The organism is Dorea sp. AM58-8, assembly GCF_003464045.1.
In the GTDB taxonomy this organism is placed as follows: domain Bacteria; phylum Bacillota; class Clostridia; order Lachnospirales; family Lachnospiraceae; genus Claveliimonas; species Claveliimonas ammoniilytica.
Window position 1 is genome coordinate 1 of the sequence record NZ_QSDM01000041.1, and the last position, 5,706, is coordinate 5,706.

A 5,706-nucleotide genomic window follows, 5' to 3' on the forward strand; every position below is an offset into this window, starting at 1 on the left:
CATTCTCAGGTTTGTTACTTTTGTCAAAAGTAACGCAAAAGCACTTTTGACGGGTACACCCATCAAAAATGCGACCTGTAAACAGGTTTTGCGCTCCGAAGGCTCTCCGAGGGGTGAGCGTGTGCCGGTGGCACACACGCCTGCGAACCGACCGAGCCAGCAGGCGAGACCAAAAGAGCCGCCTTTGAAAAGGCACTCTCTGCACACTCCCCTAAACTTTATCCGGTGTCAAAGTGTGACGATGGTGACAATGTTTTTCACAGCGTGCTGCTCTCAAAAACATTGACACCTTTGACACCGTTTGTCACGCCGTCTGCTCGGTTTCTTTCCAAAGTGAAACCTTTCTTCCGTCGTGTGTGCGGCTGTTCTGATAACGGATACCGTAATCACGAAACAGCCTGCTTGCGTTGATACTGAGCCTTAAAGAAAGTACATTCGGCTTTATATCCACCGCAAGCCTTTCGCAAAGTTCCGAAGCAGTTCCTTCCCATCTGTCACTTTCCGAAAAGAGCGTATCCGCTATCTTCTCAAGCAGAGGTTCGGGCGGTTCTTTCCACATCTCCGTTTCCGATTTTGCAAAGTTCCACACCAATCGCTCGCTGTCCCTTACAAGATGGATTTTCATATCCTGCTGGTCTCTGCCAGCAACATCAAGTGTGGCATTGTTGGAAGTACGCTTGTCCTTACTGAGAACAAATGCACCGTCTGCCGCACCCATCAGACCATTCGTGCCTGAAATCATATCGAATATATCTTCCGATTTTTGTTTGCGTGTATGATGAACAATAAGCATTGAAACCTTGTAACTGTCTGCCAACGCTTTCAGCCTTGCCACAACATCATAATCACTTGCGTAGCTGTAATCTGCTCCGCCTGCTTCACGCACACGCTTTAAGGTGTCTATGATAATCAAGCCTGTGTCTGGGTGTTCCCTCATAAACCCTCTTATCTGTTCTTCCAGTCCGCCATTGACCGTTTTACATTCCGTTGCGAAATACAGATTGCCTGTCTCCTTTGCACCGAACATCTGAAACAATCGCTTCTGCAAACGTGGGTAATCATCTTCAAGGGCAAAATAAAGCACCGTTGCCTTACGCACCTTATACTCCCAAAGCGGTGTGCCTGTGCTGATATGATAGGCAAGCTGTGCCATCATAAAGCTCTTTCCCACTTTCGGGGAACCTACGAAAAGGTAAGTTCCCCTTTGGAGCAGACCGTCGATAAGTGGTGTCTGAACCTCAAACACCGTATCATACAGCGTTGTCATTGATACTGTTTTCAGATAGGAAGGGTCTAACTGTCTGAGTATTTCCCTTTGCATTTCTTCAAAAGATTGCTCGTACCCCTTGAAATCCGTATCCTGATTGACTATACTATTGTCAGTACATTTGGAAAGTGACTGTTCCGCATCTGTTGCCGCAGATACATTTGGAATAGTCATTTCTTTTTTATTCTCCATTCGCATCCTCTCCTTTCAAACCGCCGAGAATAATGGAAATCAGTTCTATTACACTCAGCAGTTCATCATCCACACCTTTTCCTGCTTCAATCCTTTTCAGTTCCGCAAGGCTGTGGCAAATTCCGTTTTCAACGCCTTATACACTCTCGGATTGCCCTGTACCACCACATCCTGATTTAAGCAACGGCGGTAACAATACTCCTGTTTTGGCAATCCTGATAGAGCTACAGCTCTGTTAATGAGTTCGTTTTCTTCGGGCGATACTCGAAACCCTACTGTGATATTCCTCCAACGATTTTTGTTATCTCTGTTCTTAGCTGACATTTTCAAAATCTCCTTTCCCTAAATCATCTAATTTTTCTGCCATCTCAATCTGCTTTGACGGAAAGAGGTGTGCGTACTGATAAGTAATATCAATACTTTCGTGACCAACTCGGTCAGCAATCGCCACCGCAGAAAAGCCCATATCAATCAAGAGTGAAATGTGGCTGTGACGGAGATCGTGAATGCGGATACGCTTCACGCCTGCCGCCTTTGCCCCTCTGTCCATCTCGTGATGAAGATAGCTTTTCGTCACCGTAAAGATACGGTCTTTCTTCTTCAATCCGTAAAGCATACCGAGATATTCTTTCATTTCCTCACACAGAAACTTCGGCATTTTAATCGTGCGGTTGCTCTTTTTCGTTTTCGGAGAAGTAATCACATCCTGCCCTTTCAAACGCTGATAGGATTTATTGATTGTGACTGTTTCCTTATCAAAGTTGAAATCTGCCGGAGTCAAAGCTAACAGCTCGCCCTCTCGGATACCGCACCAGTAAAGCATTTCAAACGCATAAAAGGAAACAGGCTTGTCCATCATCTCAAAAGAGAATTTCTTGTATTCTTCCTTTGTCCAGAACAGCATTTCCTTGTGTTCCTCACGTCCCATATTTCCCACCTTTGCCGCAGGATTGGAACGCAGTTCATAGTAGCGGACAGCGTGATTGAAAATGGCGGACAACTGATTGTGCAGCGTTTTCAGATACGTCTGTGAATAAGGCTTTTTCTTCTCATCACGATAGGCAAGCATTTCATTCTGCCAAGTAATAATCTCCTTTGTGGAAATCTCGCTGATTTTCAGTTTCCCGAAATACGGAAGTATCTTTGTGCGTATGATATGCTCTTTGGTAAGCCACGTGTTTTCCTTCAAACGGTTCTTCACATCATTGATATAAAGCTCCGTAAAGGCTTCAAAACTCATATCAAGGTCTGAAGAAGTCTGCAATTTGAACATTCTTTCCCATTCCTGTGCTTCTCGTTTGGTAGCAAAGCCACGCTTGCATTTCTGCTTGCGTTCCCCTTTCCAGTTCACATACCTTGCCATCACATACCAAGTACCGTTATCTTCATTCTTAAATACCGGCATTTACATTTCCCCCTTTCCTGCTCCGTAGAGCCTTTCGTAAAAATACTGGCGATTTACACGCCCTGCAATCGTAATAAAGCCCTTTGCTTTCAATTCCTCATTTAATTGTCTGATGAGTTTATATGCATAAGGTTTTGATACGTTTAGTTCCTGAGCCACATCTTCGGCTCGGATAAATCTGTTTTCCATATCCTTTTTCTTCCTTTCTTAAAATAATTTTTTGCTTGCCGCTTTCTCCGTGTTAAAGTTCCAACAGGCACTCCTGCTTGTCGGCAGGCGCTGTGCTGTCCCAATGCACCGCAGTACATCAGGCGCTCGCTCGTATAGGGGTTCCCGAAAAGTCGGAGACTTTTGGGGAAGAGGAGGAGCAGTGCAGCGAATGAGCTTTTGTGCTTGCACACAAGCGAACGATACGGAACTTGCTCCGACGAGGTCTTGGCGGTTTGGCTTTTCGGACGGTCATTCAGTTGTCGCATTAAGCATATTTGTTTAATTCGTAATTTATTTTACTAAACATATTTGCTATTGTCAAGTGGTTGCAAAGAAAATATTAAACATTTTTGTTTCGGTTTTTCTTGACTTCCACTAAACATTTCTGCTATACTTATTTCACTAAATATAAAAGGAGCGTATCATTATGGCTATCAGCGAAAGAATACATTTTTTCAGACTAATGCGTGGTATGACACAAAAGTATCTCGGTACAGCAATCGGTTTTCCAGAAAAGAGTGCTGATGTGCGTTTGGCACAGTACGAAACTGGTACACGCAAACCGAAAGCAGACCTTACAAATGCATTGGCACAGGTGCTTGATGTTTCTCCACAGGCTCTTGATGTTCCTGACATAGACAGCTATATCGGTCTTATGCACACTCTGTTTACCCTTGAAGATATTTACGGTCTTACTGTCAGTGAAGCAGACGGAGAGGTATGCTTAAAGGTCAACAAGGACAAAGGCAGAGAAGCATATGAACTCCTCAAAATGCTGTATGCTTGGAAAGAACAGGCAGACAAGCTATCTTCCGAAGAAATCAACAGAGAAGAATACGATAACTGGCGTTACCATTATCCAGAGTTCGACACCACACAGCGTTGGGCAAAAGTTCCATCACAGGAATTAAGTGACGCTCTCGTGGAAGCATTCAAAGACCACTTGAAAGATAAATAAGCACCTACAGGACCTGCCACTGGCAGCTCCCTACAGATGCTTTGGCAACGACAAAAAAGCCCTTAACTATGGTTATTAACCACAGCTAAGGGCTTAGTTTATAATATGGAATTTGTTCAGAGCCAAGCTCCGAACTTTAGTCTGCAAGCCACCTGTTAATTGTTCCGTTACCCATAAACCACTGGATAACAAGAATAATGGCACTTGCTATGACTGTTATCAATTTGTTATCAAAAGACTAATCGAAATCGCTGAAACCCGCATAAACACTGGCTTTTTTAAGCAACTCGATTTATTCAAACTCGATTTCGACAACCTTCCATATGCCGAAAAATAAGCGATTTTCCGGCAATATAAGGCAATATAGCAACCTATAAAACAACAAAAAAATACGCAGGTGTGCAATCAGTGTGCAATCAAAACTATCGTCTTTCAAAACAAAAAACTCGTTATCAACTGGGTTATGTCCCCATTGGTAACGAGTTTTTCATTAACAAAATTATTTACCTGTTTTCAAAAACCCTGCGAGCCAGAAACCCGCAGAGTCGTAAAACCGTAAAGCCGTCTAAGTGGTTATCTATCTTGCCGTAGAAACGCTACCTGCAAGCCACTCCTGCACCATCTGGGCGTTCACTTTCAAGATTTTTGCGATTCTATCTACCGTCATGCCGTCTTCCGCCATGCTTTTGGCATTCTCTCTTTTCTCTTCCAGTCTTCCTTCCTCCACGCCTTCCAGACGCAGGGCTTCCATTTCCTTGCACATATGCTCCACTCCTTTCTCGGTCTCTTTCAGTTCGTGCACGCGGTCTTTCAATGCTCCCGCCTGCATCTCTTTCGCTTCCTTCACACGGAAATCGTGCATCAGTCTTCCAAGCTCGCCGCCATCGTCCTTGCTCGAATCCACGTAGATGAAGTGTTCCTCGTCCCCGAACTCCTTGCCGTTCTCGCGGATTATCCGGTCGATATGGGCTATCGGAAGTCCGTGCCCCAGTGCGTCTTTCAACGTGACGAATATCACGTAGGTTTCCGGGAGCTTATCGAAGTTCTTTCCCGTATCCAGCACGTTGGAATCCATCATCCCGAGGTTGTATCTGGCACGTTTCGGGTGCGCCCCCTCATCGTCTTGCTGTATCTCGACGTTGAAGATGCGTCCGCTTCCATCCTTTGCCACACAGTCCAGCACGACGCCCCTGCCATGCATGTTTCTGAAATCCACCTGCGTCTCATTGTCGATGACGGTCAAATCCTTGTCCTCCATGATGATTCTAAGAACGTACTCGCAGGCTTTCTTATCCTTGAATACATTCCGCGCGAAAATATCGCTCATCACGGTCAGATTCTTAATCGTTTTCTTGTATCTCTCCTTATGCTTAAGCATCGTTTCTTCCTGATTCATCGGTGAAGACCACCTCCTGTTCGACTCACAAGAAGGTATCAACCATCTTGCTATATATATATTTTACAAGAAAGCCGGTAAACATTCAAGACTTGTATTTTCCCCGCCGAAAGGGCAAAATCCTGCGGCTTGCGCGGAGTGGCCGGGGTCTGGGGCAGCGCCCCATTTTAGCAATCTCCGTGCATATAATGAGCGGTCGCGGTGCCCGGCGGGAAAGCCCCTCGCTTTTCCTGCGTCCGGCGCATCGCGGCAGCGAAGGCGAATGCACGGGAGTCGGA

At 45.2% G+C, this 5,706-nt stretch carries 5 protein-coding genes and 1 pseudogene; 1 reads left to right on the top strand and 5 read right to left on the bottom strand.

Annotated elements, in window-relative coordinates:
- Window positions 1–304: 304 nt before the first annotated feature.
- From DXA18_RS15180 to DXA18_RS15195, 4 genes and pseudogenes are all read right to left on the bottom strand, one after another.
- Window positions 305–1,459, bottom strand: a complete 1,155-nt coding sequence (locus DXA18_RS15180) for an AAA family ATPase (protein ID WP_009247525.1) — start codon at window positions 1,457–1,459, stop codon at window positions 305–307.
- Window positions 1,449–1,783 (bottom strand): annotated as a pseudogene (locus tag DXA18_RS15185) (plasmid mobilization protein). The gene DXA18_RS15180 and the pseudogene DXA18_RS15185 overlap by 11 nt, the downstream one beginning before the upstream one ends.
- Window positions 1,773–2,864, bottom strand: coding sequence for a site-specific integrase (locus DXA18_RS15190; RefSeq protein WP_009247527.1), 1,092 nt, complete (start codon window positions 2,862–2,864; stop codon window positions 1,773–1,775). The pseudogene DXA18_RS15185 and the gene DXA18_RS15190 overlap by 11 nt, the downstream one beginning before the upstream one ends.
- Entirely contained in the window at window positions 2,865–3,053 is a 189-nt protein-coding gene (locus DXA18_RS15195; protein WP_009247528.1) for a transcriptional regulator, read from the bottom strand. It abuts the gene before it with no gap.
- Window positions 3,054–3,501: 448 nt separating this feature from the next.
- Between DXA18_RS15195 and DXA18_RS15200 the strand changes: the two genes are divergently transcribed.
- Entirely contained in the window at window positions 3,502–4,032 is a 531-nt protein-coding gene (locus tag DXA18_RS15200) for a helix-turn-helix domain-containing protein (RefSeq protein ID WP_009247529.1), read from the top strand.
- Window positions 4,033–4,609: 577 nt separating this feature from the next.
- Here DXA18_RS15200 and DXA18_RS15205 read toward each other — a convergent pair.
- Complete coding sequence (locus DXA18_RS15205) at window positions 4,610–5,428, bottom strand: PD-(D/E)XK nuclease family transposase (RefSeq protein ID WP_243007164.1); 819 nt, start codon at window positions 5,426–5,428, stop codon at window positions 4,610–4,612.
- Window positions 5,429–5,706 lie beyond the last annotated feature (278 nt).

Bases quoted from the DNA above. Each gene is read 5' to 3' on its own strand.
- DXA18_RS15195 (WP_009247528.1), bottom strand. From the start codon at position 3,053: ATGGAAAACAGATTTATCCGAGCCGAAGATGTGGCTCAGGAACTAAAC.
- DXA18_RS15200 (WP_009247529.1), top strand. From the start codon at position 3,502: ATGGCTATCAGCGAAAGAATACATTTTTTCAGACTAATGCGTGGTATG.
- DXA18_RS15190 (WP_009247527.1), bottom strand. From the start codon at position 2,864: ATGCCGGTATTTAAGAATGAAGATAACGGTACTTGGTATGTGATGGCA.
- DXA18_RS15180 (WP_009247525.1), bottom strand. From the start codon at position 1,459: ATGGAGAATAAAAAAGAAATGACTATTCCAAATGTATCTGCGGCAACA.
- DXA18_RS15205 (WP_243007164.1), bottom strand. From the start codon at position 5,428: ATGAATCAGGAAGAAACGATGCTTAAGCATAAGGAGAGATACAAGAAA.